Annotated in this window: 14 protein-coding genes; 7 read left to right on the top strand and 7 right to left on the bottom strand. The window is 52.7% G+C overall.

From position 1 onward, the window contains the following. Window positions 1-4 precede the first annotated feature (4 nt). From ftsL to leuO, 7 genes are all read right to left on the bottom strand, one after another. Window positions 5-370, bottom strand: a complete 366-nt coding sequence (gene ftsL, locus AC0TN7_RS11580) for a cell division protein FtsL (protein ID WP_008501989.1) — start codon at window positions 368-370, stop codon at window positions 5-7. Then, window positions 367-1,308 carry a 16S rRNA (cytosine(1402)-N(4))-methyltransferase RsmH gene (gene rsmH / locus AC0TN7_RS11575; protein WP_021240527.1) on the bottom strand — a complete coding sequence of 314 codons (942 nt, stop codon included), beginning with the start codon at window positions 1,306-1,308 and terminating at the stop codon, window positions 367-369. Before rsmH ends, ftsL begins: the two co-directional genes overlap by 4 nt. Window positions 1,309-1,310: 2 nt before the next feature. Next, the gene (mraZ, locus tag AC0TN7_RS11570) at window positions 1,311-1,769 is read right to left on the bottom strand and encodes a division/cell wall cluster transcriptional repressor MraZ (RefSeq protein WP_021240528.1); all 459 of its coding nucleotides are present in this window, start codon (window positions 1,767-1,769) and stop codon (window positions 1,311-1,313) included. 600 nt (window positions 1,770-2,369) lie between these two features. Beyond that, on the bottom strand, window positions 2,370-3,377 hold the full coding sequence (cra, locus tag AC0TN7_RS11565; RefSeq protein ID WP_008501993.1) for a catabolite repressor/activator: 1,008 nt from the start codon (window positions 3,375-3,377) through the stop codon (window positions 2,370-2,372). Window positions 3,378-3,556: 179 nt separating this feature from the next. Continuing rightward, a complete protein-coding gene (gene ilvN, locus AC0TN7_RS11560; protein WP_008501994.1) occupies window positions 3,557-4,048 on the bottom strand; it encodes an acetolactate synthase small subunit in 492 nt (163 codons plus the stop codon). 1 nt (window position 4,049) lies between these two features. Then, on the bottom strand, window positions 4,050-5,774 hold the full coding sequence (gene ilvI, locus AC0TN7_RS11555) for an acetolactate synthase 3 large subunit (RefSeq protein ID WP_463726571.1): 1,725 nt from the start codon (window positions 5,772-5,774) through the stop codon (window positions 4,050-4,052). Window positions 5,775-6,154: 380 nt separating this feature from the next. Further along, window positions 6,155-7,099: a transcriptional regulator LeuO gene (leuO, locus tag AC0TN7_RS11550; RefSeq protein ID WP_050597746.1), complete on the bottom strand. Its 945-nt coding sequence runs from the start codon at window positions 7,097-7,099 to the stop codon at window positions 6,155-6,157. Window positions 7,100-7,705: 606 nt separating this feature from the next. Here leuO and leuL point away from each other — a divergent pair. From leuL to AC0TN7_RS11515, 7 genes are all read left to right on the top strand, one after another. Next, entirely contained in the window at window positions 7,706-7,792 is an 87-nt protein-coding gene (leuL, locus tag AC0TN7_RS11545; protein ID WP_071787438.1) for a leu operon leader peptide, read from the top strand. Window positions 7,793-7,883: 91 nt separating this feature from the next. Next, window positions 7,884-9,455: a 2-isopropylmalate synthase gene (leuA, locus tag AC0TN7_RS11540; RefSeq protein WP_024907451.1), complete on the top strand. Its 1,572-nt coding sequence runs from the start codon at window positions 7,884-7,886 to the stop codon at window positions 9,453-9,455. Continuing rightward, window positions 9,455-10,546: a 3-isopropylmalate dehydrogenase gene (gene leuB / locus AC0TN7_RS11535; RefSeq protein ID WP_024907450.1), complete on the top strand. Its 1,092-nt coding sequence runs from the start codon at window positions 9,455-9,457 to the stop codon at window positions 10,544-10,546. Before leuA ends, leuB begins: the two co-directional genes overlap by 1 nt. 2 nt (window positions 10,547-10,548) lie before the next feature. Beyond that, window positions 10,549-11,949, top strand: coding sequence for a 3-isopropylmalate dehydratase large subunit (gene leuC / locus AC0TN7_RS11530; RefSeq protein WP_024907449.1), 1,401 nt, complete (start codon window positions 10,549-10,551; stop codon window positions 11,947-11,949). 10 nt (window positions 11,950-11,959) lie between these two features. Beyond that, entirely contained in the window at window positions 11,960-12,565 is a 606-nt protein-coding gene (gene leuD, locus AC0TN7_RS11525) for a 3-isopropylmalate dehydratase small subunit (protein ID WP_024907448.1), read from the top strand. Between the two features lie 163 nt (window positions 12,566-12,728). Further along, complete coding sequence (locus tag AC0TN7_RS11520; protein ID WP_248165991.1) at window positions 12,729-13,619, top strand: cation diffusion facilitator family transporter; 891 nt, start codon at window positions 12,729-12,731, stop codon at window positions 13,617-13,619. A 106-nt stretch (window positions 13,620-13,725) separates the two neighbouring features. Beyond that, a complete protein-coding gene (locus tag AC0TN7_RS11515) occupies window positions 13,726-14,307 on the top strand; it encodes a cytochrome b/b6 domain-containing protein (protein ID WP_048989658.1) in 582 nt (193 codons plus the stop codon). Window positions 14,308-14,312 lie beyond the last annotated feature (5 nt).

Genomic DNA, 14,312 nt, shown 5'->3' with positions numbered 1-14,312 from the left:
TCCCTTATTTTTGTACTACGATATTTTCCTGCGAAGGATCAACATGCTGCAGCTGCAGCTTTTCCGTTGCGATCCGTTCAACCCGGCTGTGATCGCCGAGCGCGTTTTCTTCAAGGATCAGATTTCGCCATTCAATATCCAGCGCATCGCGTTCCAGTACCATCTGCTCGCGTTGCGCAGTCAATAAACGTGTATGGTGGGCGGTGGTCACCACCGTAACTGCCGTGACAATGATGCAAATGAACAGACAGAGTGGCAGTTTCCCAAACCGCAAAAGATCGTCGCCGATCACGCCAGGCAAGGCATGGCGCTCGTTGCTTCCTAACGAATCCTTAACTTTGCTTAGGGTCTCTGTCACTCTGCCGATCATGCGTTCGTCCTCTCTGCAACACGCAGCACTGAACTACGGGCGCGTGGATTCTCTGCCACTTCTTCTTCGCCCGGCATCAACTTGCCTAATGCTCGCAACTGACGGCCACCCAGCTTCCTGAGTTGTTCTTCCGTCATCGGCAGCCCCGCTGGCACCTGCGGACCGCGGCTTTGTTCACGCATGAAGCGTTTCACAATACGGTCTTCCAGCGAATGGAAGCTGATGATGGATAACCGCCCACCCGGGGCCAGCACGTCGAGCGAGCTTTTTAGCGCCAGCTCTATTTCCTCCAGTTCACTGTTTACCCAGATGCGAACCGCCTGGAAGGTACGGGTCGCGGGATGTTTGTGCTTATCCTTCACCGGTGTCGCCGCCGCGATCACTTCGGCCAACTCTTTGGTGCGGGTCATTGGCTCAATGCGATTGCGCTCAACGATGGCGCGCGCAATACGTTTGCCAAAGCGCTCTTCGCCGAACGTTTTGATGACCCATGCAATATCGGCTTCGTCAGCGGTCTGTAGCCACTCAGCGGCAGATTGACCGCGCGTCGGGTCCATCCGCATGTCCAGCGGACCATCACGCATAAAGGAGAAACCACGTTCAGCATCATCAAGTTGGGGTGAAGAGACGCCAAGATCGAGAAGAATCCCGTCGATCTTGCCCGTCAGGCCGCGCTCAGCGACATAATCCGCGAGCGCAGAGAAAGGTCCATGCACGATGGAAAAGCGTGGGTCATTGATGGTCTGTGCAACGGCAATAGCCTGCGGATCGCGATCGATTGCCAGCAGACGTCCTTCCTCTCCAAGCTGGGAGAGAATCAAACGTGAGTGACCACCGCGACCAAACGTGCCATCAATGTAGATGCCATCCGGACGAATATTCAGGCCGTTTACGGCCTCGTCCAGTAACACCGTTTTATGTTTATAATTTTCCATCATATTTATAGAGACAAGTCCTGCAGCCGTTCCGATAATGTCGCGGAATCAGACTGCTCAGCGTCGATATCTTCCTTGACCTGTTGATACCAGGTCGTTTCATCCCACAGTTCAAACTTGTTGAACTGCCCGACCAGCATCACTTCTTTGGTCAGACCGGCATGTTGCCGCAACACAGGGGCAATCAGTAATCGCCCAGCGTTATCCATCTGACATTCACTGGCATGCCCCAATAACAGCCGCTGTACGCGGCGTTCCTGCGGGTTCATGCTCGACAGTCGCGACAGCTTTTGCTCAATAATTTCCCATTCAGGCAAGGGGTAAAGCAGCAGGCAGGGGGAGTTAATGTCAATGGTGCAAACCATTTGACCCGCAGCGTTCTCTATCAGCTGGTCGCGGTATCGGGTTGGTACCGATAAACGCCCTTTGCTGTCGAGATTGACTAACGTAGCTCCACGGAACATGCCAGTCTCACCCCTCCTCACCACTTTAACCCACAAATTCCCACCTAAAGGAGTTTACGGAGCGAGGGAAAAGCTTGTCAAGCCAGGACTCTCCATATAAGGACTCGGAAGCCCTCTATTTACAGAGATAAACAGTCCTGGTTAATAACTGCACAACTGGCGAGGCAAAATTAACGTTATGAATATTTGTAAGAAAAAAACCGAATATGCACACTAGCGTTAAAGCTCACTCAATATCATCGCAGATAAATATAAAGTGTCAGTTTGCGACGCGGGCAGCATTTTATGACAGATTCTCAGGGGATAACAGCGCCAGATTCACCCAGGCACTCGGTAAGCTCAGCGGTTGCCACGTAAGCTGGCAAAGGAGGAGGAAAAACGTCTGATTATTCATCGACCGAAAAGGGTTTGTAACAAAATAATACAAAGAATGCCGTTTAAAATCGACCGGACGTTCTTAAAAAGACAATTTAAAAGCCAGAATGAATTAAGAAAAATAGGTGATTAGGATCCCTCAAGAATTATCCTAATTTCTCTCCGGGAATTATCTGCACGAATTATCGCAACAAAAGGGGGCAGATTTCGCCGCCCCGGTCATTTTCATTTTTGGCGGCTTAAAATTCCGCGATGGTAGAGATTACGTTTGATACGCGTCAGGCCCGGTTTCGGCTTGCGCGGCTCATCCAGGCTTGCCAGCACAATCTCCAGCACGCGTTCAGCCACATCGCGGTGACGCTGTGCTACCGCCAGCACCGGGCACTGGAGGAAGTCGAGCAGCTCGTTATCCCCGAACGTGGCAATCGCCAGGTCGGAGGGCAGTTTACCTTCCCGGCGTAAAGTCACGTCCATGACGCCCTGCAACAGCGCAAACGACGTGGTGAACAACGCCTGAGGCATCGGATGCGTTTCCAGCCATTTCTCGAACAGCTGCGCGGCGGCTTCACGCTCGTAGCTGTTGGCATAGAGGTAGTGAACCTCGCGCGGATCGTCTTTCCAGGCGGTTCTGAATCCCTGCTCACGCAGGAAGCTCACGGAAAGCTCGGGCAACGCGCCAAGATACAGCACCGTTTCCGCGGGGAACGTTCTCAACTCTGCGGCCAGCATTTCTGCATCATCCTGATCCGCACCCACCACGCTGGTGAAATGCTCGCGATCGAGCGCGCGATCCAGCGCCACAATTGGGAACGGGTCATTCGCCCAGCGCTGGTAGAACGGATGCTCTGGCGGCAAGGAGGTCGACACGATAATGGCATCCACCTGACGCTGGAGCAGATGCTCAATGCAGCGCATCTCGTTATCGGGCTGGTCTTCTGAGCAGGCAATCAGCAACTGATAGCCGCGCTGACGCGCCTGACGTTCAAGATAGTTGGCGATACGGGTATAGCTGGTGTTTTCCAGGTCAGGGATCACCAGACCAATAGAGCGGGTACGCCCGGCACGCAGACCGGCTGCGACAGCATTCGGATGGTAGTTATGCTCACGAACCACCGCCATAACTTTTTCAACGGTCTTGTCGCTAACACGGTACTGCTTTGCTTTACCGTTAATCACATAGCTGGCCGTTGTTCGTGACACGCCGGCTAGCCGGGCGATTTCATCCAGTTTCACAATTGCCCCTTAAAAAAAGAAAAGAGTCCATGGCCCTGTCAAGGTTATGGTTAAATCTTTTAACATCTAAACGCAGAAAAGCCTTCGCGGCAACCGCTTTTATCTGCGTTGTCGGCTGATTACGCAAAAAAAAGCCCGGCTTTGGTGACCGGGCAGAAAGAGGCGAACCTTTTTGACAACTAACGCATGATTTTCTCGCCGCGTGACAGACCGACTACACCCGATCTCGCGACCTCGACAATTTTTGCGACATCCCGCACTGACGCCAGGAAAGCATCCAGCTTGTCGCTTGTCCCAACCAGCTGAACCGTATAAAGAGAAGGGGTGACGTCAATAATCTGTCCGCGGAAAATATCCGCATTGCGTTTAACTTCTTCACGCCCGTAGCCGCTGGCCTGGATTTTAACCAGCATAACCTCTCGTTCAACGTAGGCCCCCTGCCCCAGCTCGCTCACGCGCAGCACATCAACCAGCTTATGCAGCTGTTTCTCAATCTGCTCAAGCACTTTGGCATCGCCGACGGTTTGGATCGTCATGCGCGACAGCGTCGGGTCTTCCGTCGGGGCAACTGTCAGGCTTTCAATGTTATAGCCGCGCTGCGCAAAAAGACCAATGACGCGCGACAGTGCGCCAGACTCGTTTTCCAGTAAAACAGATAATATCCGGCGCATATCAGGTTCTCTCCGTTTTGCTTAACCACATTTCATCCATACCACCACCACGAATATGCATCGGATAAACGTGTTCGGTCCCATCAACAATCACATCCATAAAGACGAGGCGGTTGTTTTTAACGTGCTCAAGCGCTTGCGCGAGCTTCGCTTCCAGCTCAGCCGGATCGGTTACCCGCATGCCTACATGGCCGTAAGCTTCAGCAAGACGAACAAAGTCCGGCAGCGATTTCATGTATGACTGTGAATGACGGCCAGAGTAGATCATATCCTGCCACTGCTTCACCATACCGAGATACCCGTTATTCAGGTTCAGCACCAGTACCGGCAGTTCATATTGCAGCGCGGTAGACAGCTCCTGAATGTTCATCTGAATACTGCCATCTCCGGTCACGCAGACGACGGTTTCATTCGGCAACGCCAGCTTCACGCCCAGCGCGGCAGGCAGACCAAAGCCCATGGTTCCTAAACCACCGGAATTGATCCAGTGTCGCGGTTTATCAAACGGGTAATACAGGGCGGCAAACATCTGGTGCTGTCCCACGTCTGAGGTTACGTACGCCTCACCTTTCGTCAGTCGCCACACCGCTTCGATGACCGCCTGCGGCTTAATGTTTTCGCTTTGTGTGTCATATTTCAGGCACTGACGCGCGCGCCACTGTTCAATCTGCTGCCACCAGTCGCGGATCTCATCCAGCGGCTGGGTTGCACTCTCCTGGGTCAGCAGGTCCAGCATTTGCTCCAGAACCTGGCGGGCATCACCGACGATCGGCACATCAGCCGCCACTGTTTTTGAAATTGACGTAGGATCGATATCAATGTGCAGCACGGTGGCGTTCGGGCAATACTTTGCCAGGTTGTTGGTGGTGCGATCGTCAAAGCGCACGCCGACGGCAAAGATGACATCGGAATGATGCATCGTCATGTTGGCTTCATAGGTACCGTGCATACCCAGCATCCCCAGCGCCTGACGATGGGTGGCAGGGAATGCCCCCAGCCCCATCAATGACGATGCAACTGGCAGGTTAAGTTTTTCAATCAGTTTACGAAGCTGGACTTCGCAGGCAGAGTTGATCGCCCCGCCACCAACATAGACCACCGGTTTTTTGGCTGCCAGCAGCGTTTGCAATGCCCGCTTGATCTGACCTTTATGTCCCTGCGTTGTTGGGTTATAAGAGCGCATGCTGACCGATTCCGGCCAGACATAAGGCAGCTTGTTTGCCGGGTTCAGGATATCTTTAGGCAGATCGACCACCACCGGTCCTGGACGTCCGCTCGCCGCCAGCCAGAAGGCTTTTTTCAGTACGCCGGGAATGTCTTCTGTTTGCTTGACCAGGAAGCTGTGCTTCACAACGGGACGCGAAATCCCGACCATGTCGCACTCCTGAAAAGCATCGTAGCCAATCAGTGAGGTTGCCACCTGCCCGGAGAGGATCACCAGCGGGATAGAGTCCATATAGGCCGTCGCAATGCCGGTAATGGCGTTTGTCGCGCCGGGGCCGGACGTGACTAGCACCACGCCCACTTCACCCGTCGCACGCGCCAGGCCGTCAGCCATGTGCACCGCCGCCTGCTCGTGACGTACCAGAACATGGTCAATGCCCCCTACCGTATGCAGCGCATCATAAATATCGAGGACCGCACCGCCAGGGTAGCCGAACACTTGCTTTACGCCCTGATCGATCAGCGACCGAACGACCATTTCCGCGCCAGACAACATCTCCATGCTTTGCCTCCAGGCATTTTGTTATAGACGGACTGCCGAATTCATTTCCGCACCGTCTTACGATTGGGATAAACCAATCTTATATTTTGCAGAGTGTTCTTTACCTTAACCGCTCGTTATGAGGCAGGCAATTAGCAAACCCGGGTAGATAAACGGCGCGTAAAGCAGAAAAAGCAGCCGTTAACAGGAGATATGGTTAATTCCTCTGGGAATAGAGGATGGGGTGATAAATCATCGCTGAAAAGCGCGACAATGCAGGAAATCATCTATTTTTGCGTGCCGGAGAGCATCCCGAAAAAAAGCACCTCAGAATAAAATAGCAATTATCTAAAAGAAATCAGGATAAATCACATAAACCGATGCGATTTATCCTGATGCGCTTACCGGCGACAGATGCCAACCAGCAACTCCTCCATCCACTGATGCCCTTTATCCCGACCCGCCGCTTCATGCCAGGAAAGATAACAGGTGCGGCTATTTAGCTTGAGCGGCAGAGGTAAAATTTGCAGGTTTAACGGGTCAGAAAACTCTTCTGCCAGCCAGCGCGGCGCAATCGCCACCAGTTGCGTCTGGGAGACCACGTTTAATACGCTAACCATGGCCATGCCCTGATACGCCACGCTCGCCTGTTTATCCGCAGTGTCATACCACGGCAGGCTAAAGGAAGCATATCTGTCGAGTGCAACAACGGCGTGCTGCTCGTTATAAACATCGCTTTCTAGCAGCGGAGAATTCAGGCGCGGATGTTTTTTACTGGCGACGAGAACCATTTCATCTTTAAACAGCGGCACACAGGAAAATTCTGGACGACGGAACTCTTCATACCCCAGAACGAATTCAATCTCCTGATAGCGTAACTGATGTTCCGTGTTTTGATTCAGGGATGATTTAAAAACCAGGTTGATATTTGGTGCGATCTCTTCAACTTTATTATAAATAATCGACGTTAAATAATTATCTAATGGGCTACAGACGCAAAGATGGAATACGCGCTCGCTGCTTAAGGGTTCAAAGCCCGAGCCCGGCAGCTCGTTTTGTACCAACTGCAACGCCTGGCGGATGGAGCCGAACAGCTGGAATGCGCGCGCCGTAGGCTGGATCCCTCTCCCGTAACGAACAAACAATTCGTCGTTAAACATGACCTTAAGCCTGGCAACGGCATTACTCACGGCAGGTTGCGACATCCCCAAGGCTTGGGCCGCGCGGGTGATATTCTGTTCCTGCATGACAGCATCAAATACCGTCAGAAGATTAAGATCCACCGTGCGTAACTGCGGTTTAATCCCATCAGTAGCTTGAGGTTGTTTAATATTATTTTCTGACACTTCTGACTCCACTGTCACGCTACACTCCCTTTGCTCACGTACGGTAATCATCTCGAAAATATGATTTATCATGCAAATACGATCAGCAAAAGATAATTATTTAAAATTCGGAATATATAAAGACTCTATAATAACGAAAATTAATGAGCGCAAATGATATGTTTGACTTTAGAATTTGAATGAAACCATAAACCAAACAAATATACAATTGCCATCAGGTTAATGATGACTTAAGTATTATTAAACTGTTATTGCCATCGCCCTACAGTTAGTTAACAACCTGTTATATCCGTTCGCTTTTCAGCATTATGGAACAGATTCACTGCATTTATAACTTAATGATATTAAAACCTTTTAATCACAACGCATTCTCTTCAGGACATTTCACTCATTTTTAAACAATTATATTTATTTGTTTCTGCAACTCTTTTCTTAAGTCCAAAATTAGACAATTAGTCGGGTCACGAAAGCTAAAACCAGCACAATTAGCTAAAGTGAATACCCTGCTGATTCCGTCCGTCGGGACCGTTTTCATCGTCAGGGGTTGACATGAACGGCCGTATCCAGTACCACTAAAAGCATATTGAATTTAACGGAGCACGATTCATGATTCGCACCATTCGTTTCACCGGTCTACTACTACTAAACGCATTCACTGTGCGCGGTAGACTGGCGGGCGAAATTCAGCGTTGAATCGTCACCAGTAAGACTAAAAACCCGCGCCACTGCGCGGGTTTTTTTATGCTCGTAGCAAGGCGCCCTAAGACTGACAAGGACCTAACCCATGAGCCAGCAAGTCATTATTTTCGATACTACTTTACGTGACGGTGAACAGGCATTGCAGGCAAGCCTGAGTGTAAAAGAGAAACTGCAGATCGCGCTGGCTCTCGAACGTATGGGTGTCGACGTGATGGAGGTCGGTTTCCCGGTCTCGTCTCCGGGTGATTTCGAATCCGTCCAGACTATCGCCCGCACCATTAAAAACAGCCGCGTATGCGCCCTGGCGCGCTGCGTAGAGAAAGACATCGACGTTGCTGCCGAGTCATTGAAAGTCGCCGAAGCGTTCCGTATCCACACCTTTATTGCGACCTCACCTATGCACATCGCCACCAAGCTGCGCAGCACGCTGGATGAGGTGATTGAGCGCGCGGTGTATATGGTGAAACGCGCACGCAACTATACCGATGACGTTGAATTCTCCTGTGAAGATGCGGGCCGTACGCCAATCGAAGACCTGGCGCGCGTTGTGGAAGCCGCCATCAACGCGGGCGCGAAAACCATCAACATCCCTGACACCGTCGGCTATACCATGCCGTTTGAGTTCTCCAACATCATTACCGGACTGTACGACCGCGTACCCAATATTGATAAGGCAATTATCTCCGTCCACACCCACGATGATTTGGGTCTGGCCGTGGGTAATGCCATCGCCGCCGTCCACGCCGGTGCGCGTCAGGTAGAAGGTGCGATGAACGGTATCGGCGAACGCGCGGGCAACTGTTCGCTGGAAGAAGTGATCATGGCGATCAAAGTGCGCAAAGACATCATGGACGTGCACACCCGCATCAATCACAACGAAATCTGGCGCACCAGCCAGACCGTCAGCCAGATTTGCAACATGCCCATTCCGGCTAACAAAGCGATTGTCGGCACTGGCGCCTTCGCACACTCCTCCGGTATTCACCAGGATGGCGTCCTGAAGAACCGTGAAAACTACGAAATCATGACCCCGGAATCCATCGGCCTGAACCAGGTGCAGTTGAACCTGACCTCCCGTTCCGGTCGCGCGGCGGTTAAACACCGTATGGAAGAGATGGGCTATAAGGACAGCGATTACAATATGGATCAGCTGTACGACGCGTTCCTGAAGCTGGCCGACAAAAAAGGTCAGGTGTTCGACTACGACCTGGAAGCGCTGGCCTTTATTAACAAGCAGCAGGAAGAGCCAGAGCACTTCCGTCTGGATTACTTCAACGTGCAGTCCGGCTCCAGCAACATCGCCACCGCCTCGGTCAAACTGGCCTGTGGTGATGAAATTAAAGCAGAGGCCGCGAACGGTAACGGCCCTGTCGATGCCATCTACCAGGCGATTAACCGCGTCACCGAGTACGACGTTGAGCTGGTGAAGTATGACCTGACGGCCAAGGGCCACGGCAAAGATGCACTGGGTCAGGTCGACATTGTTGTTACCCACAATGGCCGCCGCTTCCACGGCGTGGGCCTGGCGACCGATATCGTTGAATCCTCCGCGAAAGCGATGGTGCATGTTCTGAACAACATCTGGCGCGCCGCCGAAGTCGAAAAAGAGTTGCAACGCAAAGCTCAGAATAAAGAGAACAACAAGGAAACCGTGTAATGTCGAAGAATTACCATATTGCTGTGTTACCGGGCGACGGTATTGGTCCGGAAGTGATGGCACAGGCGCTGAAAGTACTGGAAGCCGTTCGTACGCGTTTTGCGATGAAAATCACCACCAGCCACTACGACGTGGGCGGTATTGCGATTGATAACCACGGTACGCCGCTGCCGAAAGCGACCGTGGAAGGCTGCGAAAATGCCGATGCCGTGCTGTTTGGTTCCGTCGGTGGCCCGAAATGGGAACACCTGCCGCCAGCAGAGCAGCCAGAACGCGGCGCGCTGCTGCCGCTGCGTAAACATTTCAAGCTGTTCAGCAACCTGCGTCCGGCGAAACTGTATCAGGGTCTGGAAGAGTTCTGCCCGCTGCGCGCAGATATCGCCGCCAACGGTTTCGACATTCTCTGCGTGCGTGAACTGACAGGCGGGATCTATTTCGGTCAGCCAAAAGGGCGCGAAGGCAGCGGACAACACGAGAAAGCGTTCGACACCGAGGTGTATCATCGCTTCGAAATCGAACGTATCGCCCACATCGCGTTCGAGTCGGCGCGCAAACGCCGCCATAAGGTGACCTCCATTGATAAAGCGAACGTGCTGCAGTCCTCCATTTTGTGGCGCGAGATTGTGAGTGAAGTCGCTAAGCAGTACCCGGACGTTGCGCTGTCGCACATGTACATCGACAACGCGACCATGCAGCTGATTAAGGATCCGTCCCAGTTTGACGTGCTGCTGTGCTCCAACCTGTTCGGCGATATTCTCTCTGACGAGTGCGCGATGATCACCGGCTCCATGGGAATGCTGCCATCTGCAAGCCTGAATGAAGAAGGCTTTGGCCTGTATGAGCCTGCGGGCGGCTCCGCGCCGGATATCGCAGGCAAGAACATTGCCAACCCGATCGCCCAGATCCTCTCTCTGGCCCTGCTGCTGCGCTACAGCCTGGATGCAGGCGATGCGGCAACCGCAATTGAGAACGCCATTAACCGGGCGTTAGAAGAAGGCGTCCGTACCGGCGATTTAGCACGCGGCACGGCGGCAGTCAGTACCGATGAAATGGGCGACATCATTGCCCGCTATGTCGCTGAAGGGGTGTAATCATGGCTAAGACGTTATATGAAAAGTTGTTCGATGCGCACGTTGTTTACGAGGCACCAAACGAAACCCCGCTGCTGTACATTGACCGTCATCTGGTACACGAAGTGACCTCACCTCAGGCATTTGACGGCCTGCGCGCGCACAAGCGTCCGGTACGTCAGCCGGGTAAAACCTTCGCGACGATGGATCACAACGTTTCCACCCAGACCAAAGACATTAACGCCTCGGGTGAGATGGCCCGTATCCAGATGCAGGAGCTGATTAAGAACTGCAATGAATTTGGCGTTGAGCTGTACGACCTGAACCATCCGTATCAGGGCATCGTCCACGTGATGGGGCCTGAGCAAGGGATCACCCTGCCGGGCATGACCATCGTCTGCGGTGACTCCCATACCGCGACCCACGGCGCGTTTGGCGCTCTGGCATTCGGGATTGGCACGTCAGAAGTGGAACATGTGCTGGCAACGCAGACCCTGAAGCAGGGCCGCGCCAAAACCATGAAGATTGAGGTGAAGGGCAAAGCGGCACCGGGCATTACCGCGAAAGACATCGTCCTGGCCATCATCGGTAAAACCGGCAGCGCAGGCGGTACCGGCCACGTTGTTGAGTTCTGCGGTGAAGCCATCCAGGCACTGAGCATGGAAGGTCGCATGACCCTGTGCAATATGGCCATTGAGATGGGCGCAAAAGCCGGGCTGGTCGCGCCGGACGAAACCACCTTCAACTATGTGAAGGGCCGTCTGCACGCGCCGAAAGGTCAGGATTTTGACGACGCGGTAGCCTACTGGAAAACCCTGACAACCGACGATGGGGCAACGTTTGATACCGTTGTCACGCTGCAGGCAGAAGAAATTGCGCCTCAGGTGACCTGGGGCACCAACCCGGGTCAGGTGATTTCCGTCAACGACAGCATCCCTGACCCGGCCTCCTTCGCCGATCCGGTCGAGCGCGCCAGTGCGGAAAAAGCGCTGGCCTATATGGGGCTGAAGCCCGGCGTGCCGTTGACCGATGTCGCCATTGATAAAGTGTTTATCGGCTCCTGCACCAACTCCCGTATCGAAGATTTGCGTGCGGCGGCAGAGATCGCCAAAGGCCGTAAAGTCGCGCCGGGCGTGCAGGCGCTGGTCGTTCCAGGCTCCGGTCCGGTGAAGGCCCAGGCAGAAGCCGAAGGTCTGGATAAGATCTTTATCGAAGCAGGCTTCGAGTGGCGCCTGCCAGGCTGTTCGATGTGTCTGGCCATGAACAACGATCGCCTGAATCCGGGTGAGCGCTGTGCCTCTACCAGCAACCGTAATTTTGAAGGCCGTCAGGGCCGCGGTGGGCGCACCCATCTGGTCAGCCCGGCAATGGCCGCCGCTGCGGCAGTCACCGGCCATTTCGCCGACATTCGCAGCCTGAAATAAGGAGACAATCATGGCAGAGAAATTTACCCAACATACAGGCCGGGTTGTCCCCCTGGACGCCGCGAACGTCGATACTGACGCCATTATTCCTAAGCAGTTTTTGCAGAAGGTGACGCGTACCGGTTTCGGCGCGCACCTGTTTAACGACTGGCGTTTCCTCGACGATAAGGGCGAAGTGCCTAATCCGGAATTCGTGTTGAACTTCCCGGAATACAAAGGTGCCTCCATTTTGCTGGCGCGGGAAAACTTTGGCTGCGGCTCATCCCGTGAACACGCGCCGTGGGCGCTCACCGACTATGGCTTTAAGGTGGTCATTGCCCCAAGCTTCGCGGATATCTTCTACGGCAACAGCTTCAACAACCAGCTTCTGCCGGTGACGCTGAGCGATGAACAGGTCGATGAATTGTTCGCGCTGGTTAAGGCGAATCCGGGCATTTCGTTTGAAGTGGATCTGGAAGCCGAAGTGGTGAAAGCCGGGGATAAGACCTACAGCTTCAGCATTGATGCCTTCCGCCGTCACTGCATGCTGAACGGTCTGGATAGCATTGGTTTAACTCTCCAGCACGAAGCGGCGATTGCCACTTACGAACAAAAACAACCCACATTTATGAAATAATCCTCCGGCCTGCGGTGTACTCTGCAGGCCGTGTTTTATCCCAATGCCCATCTTCCATCTGTAAATACTTCGCAAACCCAGCCAATAATAACGTTATATTTAATGTCAATTTAATGTTCCCTGAGCAGAATAATCGCTCAATCAGCTGGTAGCGGAACTTATCATGGAAAAGAAAAATAGCAATGAGTCTCATCTCCGTTCTCATGAAATACAAAAATGCACAATAGTGAGTGTGATAACAAATAGTTTACTCACCGGCTTTCAGATAGTTGCAGGAATATTCTCCGGCTCACAGGGATTAATTGCTGATGGGATTCATTCTCTTTCCGATTTATCCTCTGACTTTGTCGTTCTGATTGCAAATAAAAAGAGTCAGAAAGCCTCTGATATCGATCATCATTACGGTCATCTGCGTTTCGAAAACGGTGCAAAGCTCATTATTGGCGCTATTCTGCTGCTTGTGGGAATCGGGATGCTCTGGTCCGCAGGGAATAAACTGCTTCACCCCGAGACGCATCAGCTGGTGAAAGGGGCCGCTCTGTGGGTGGCGATACTGGCGCTGGTGGTGAAGGAAAGCCTGTTCAGATACATGTATGCCGCGGGAAAACGTATTCAGTCCTCGCTGCTGATAGCCAATGCCTGGCATGCCCGCTCTGACGCAGCCTCGTCAGTGGTTGTCGCCATCGGTATTGCCGGGAATTTAGTGGGTTTTCACGCGATGGACCTGATTGCGGCCCTGATTGTTGGGATATTTATCGCCCATATGGGTTACAAATTCTCTGCCGATGCCCTGCACGACCTGATGGACCGTTCGCTTGAACCCGAGCTGGAGCATGATATCAAAAACTGTCTTCTCTCCACCGAGGGTGTCACCGGACTCCATGATTTAAAAACCCGCAAGATGGGCGATTTAGCCCTTGTCGATGTCCATCTGGAAGTTAACGGCGAATTAAGCGTAAAAGAAGGGCATCAGATTGCCGTCAATGCCAGAAACAACGTGATGCAAAAATTCAATGTGCTGAATGTGATGACGCATATTGATCCTGCTCGCTAATCGGAACGCATAAATACAGTGTGACGCAACCCACCGTTAAGGTTTCGTTAATTAATCTGCGTCACACTGCATCGCATCAGCTCTCTCATTATTGAGGTAAAAAGCGATGAACCCAACGCTACGCAATACGCTCCCCCATAAAGAAACACCCTTTCTTCGCGTACTGCACATTCTTGTGGCCGTACTGGTGCTGGTCCAGATCATCAATTCTAATTTCACCGAAAGTGAAGCCCTCCACGACTCCGGGCTGAACGGAATTGTCACCTGGATGCATATTATTTCCGGGTTTGGTTTAATTTTTTGTGGCATTGCCATGATGGCATGGATGTTAACCCAGCGCGGATTTAAATATTACTTCGCCTGGCTGGCGCTGGATTTTCGCGGAATCGTTGACGATATTCGCACCCTCACGCAGCGCCAGCTTCCTGACGCGCATGCCGGCGGTATGGCGGCAACGGTGCAAGGTTTGGGCGTGCTGGCGCTGCTGGGCGTTGCACTCTGCGGCGCGGCCTGGTTCGTGCTGAACGCCACGCTCGGACCCGTTTCGTCCGTCACAGAATCCGCCTTAAATTTGCATAAATTTCTGACGGTCTTTGTTGAGACATATTTCTGGGCACACGGTTTCATGGGCCTCGTTCATATGTACCTGACGCTACGCGCGCAGCGTAAGTATCAGTGTTCAGAATAATACGG

This window comes from Enterobacter sp. PL_is511 (assembly GCF_055816065.1).
Note: the sequence above shows the minus strand (reverse complement) of the source record. Positions and strands in the feature narration are given on the sequence as shown.